At 39.5% G+C, this 1,707-nt stretch carries 3 protein-coding genes and 1 pseudogene; all 4 read right to left on the bottom strand.

What is annotated here, in order from left to right:
- Nucleotides 1–559 (bottom strand): annotated as a pseudogene (locus BKL51_RS01030) (hypothetical protein); the annotation flags it as partial.
- Nucleotides 560–568: 9 nt separating this feature from the next.
- Nucleotides 569–778, bottom strand: coding sequence for a hypothetical protein (locus BKL51_RS11725; RefSeq protein WP_143530476.1), 210 nt, complete (start codon nucleotides 776–778; stop codon nucleotides 569–571).
- A gap of 157 nt (nucleotides 779–935) precedes the next feature.
- Entirely contained in the window at nucleotides 936–1,481 is a 546-nt protein-coding gene (locus BKL51_RS01025) for a hypothetical protein (RefSeq protein WP_077464906.1), read from the bottom strand.
- A partial coding sequence (locus tag BKL51_RS12020) for a hypothetical protein (RefSeq protein WP_233127066.1) occupies nucleotides 1,475–1,707 on the bottom strand: 233 nt, incomplete at its 5' end. The genes BKL51_RS01025 and BKL51_RS12020, both read right to left, overlap by 7 nt.

Genomic DNA, 1,707 nt, shown 5'->3' with positions numbered 1-1,707 from the left:
CATGTTCGGGATTAGTTAACCGAGATTGGTAAGAATAAGGCTGAAATGTTTTAATCGGATTGGTTCTTTCATCATATCGGGTAATATAAAATTTGCCGAATAACCAAAAATAGGCAATACGGCGGTTGGTATCGATACGTAATGGGCGCCAGTCGGGAGCCACGAGTAGTAATAAAAACCAGAAGGGTATGCTTAGTAATAACCATGCATTTTGAATGTCAGATTTAGAGTTAGATAATAAGAGCTCTGAATATTCACTAAGTGATTGTCCTCCTCTGGTGTATTCAGGATTTTTAGGGTCCCTTATAAATTCAATAAGTTCAATTTTTAAATTTTGAGCATCCCACGCCCATTTCATTTTATTATGTAACGGCTGCTCAGGATCAAGGATGTTCCATATCCAAAAAAAGGTAATCACTAAAAACCACATCCAAATAAATTGCCTAAACTTGGCATCACTATAACGGCATACTTCAATAACACCGCTTCTCACCCGTTTAATATTTCTTGAAATCGTATCGGGTGTATAAGATGTCATTCGATTATCAAAATTAAACATAATTTCCCCTTATATCTCATTTATTCTAAATAGGCGTTGAACAATAAAATGGTCAGTCGAAGAACCTAATTTCGGATATTTTAAGGTTAATACGCCTTGTGTAGCGATAACGGTTCTGCTCAGATTACGCCAATCGGGCGCAGGCGTTGTCGCACCAATCGATTGTGCGTCGGAAAAATCTAACTCAATACAATTTGATAGTATGCGTTTTTTCTTCACTTTTGCCGAGCCTAAATCCGAAAACTGTTCGCCACGCTCGCCCGGTGCACCCCATACGGTTTGTTGCCGCCATTCAATTTTATGAAATCATTTGATTTTTTACGGACGCCAGCGTGGCGTCCCTACCTCAAAAGTGCGGTTAAAAATAGCTGCGTTTTTAATAAATCTCTGGGTTGTTTTCAAGCCATTGTTGGATTTTGGCTTCGGTTTTCTTTTCATTATAGCCACGGGTCGGGAACAGGCTTAAATGATAAAAGAAGTTAATATAGTCCGACCATAAGCGTTTTTCTTTTTTGAAGTAACGGGCAAATTCCTCATCAGGATTTAGGCTTTGCATATAGTCGGTTAAAAATTCTCTTAATACCTGATCTTGAAAATCACAGGCGGGGCGGTAGATGCCCAAATCTACATTTGCCGTTTTATCGGGATCGGTTTCATGCGGCACAGAAATAATTAATGCCGCGTGTTCGGGCTTAACTAAACTTGAATGATGAAAATCAGGTTTTAGCGCACTGAGTGGGTTGGTTCTTTCATCGTATCGGGTGATATAAAACTTGCCGAATTGCCAAAAGTAGGCAATGCGTCGTTTGGTATCGATACGTAATGGGCGCCAATTTGGCGATACGAGCATAAAAAATAGAAATACCGGAAAGAACATTGCAAAAGCACCGGTGTAACGGCGTGAGCCATGGATCTCTAACATTCCCTCTTTATATTCTTCATAGGTAGGATATTTTTTCCTAGGTCTATGCGTCTCTCTCGTAATTTATCGTACTGAGGTATAAGTCTCATATCTGGTGAAATAGCCCATTCAATTTCATCGCGTACAATCTCCCTATATTCGGGGTTGAATCCGAATACGCCGAAAAGCGCAATAATCCAAAGCCAAAAAAATTGTTTAAATTGAGCTTCACTGTAACGGCGTATTT

This window comes from Rodentibacter sp. Ppn85 (genome assembly GCF_001999335.1).
Classification (GTDB): Bacteria; Pseudomonadota; Gammaproteobacteria; order Enterobacterales; family Pasteurellaceae; genus Rodentibacter.
Note: the sequence above shows the minus strand (reverse complement) of the source record. Positions and strands in the feature narration are given on the sequence as shown.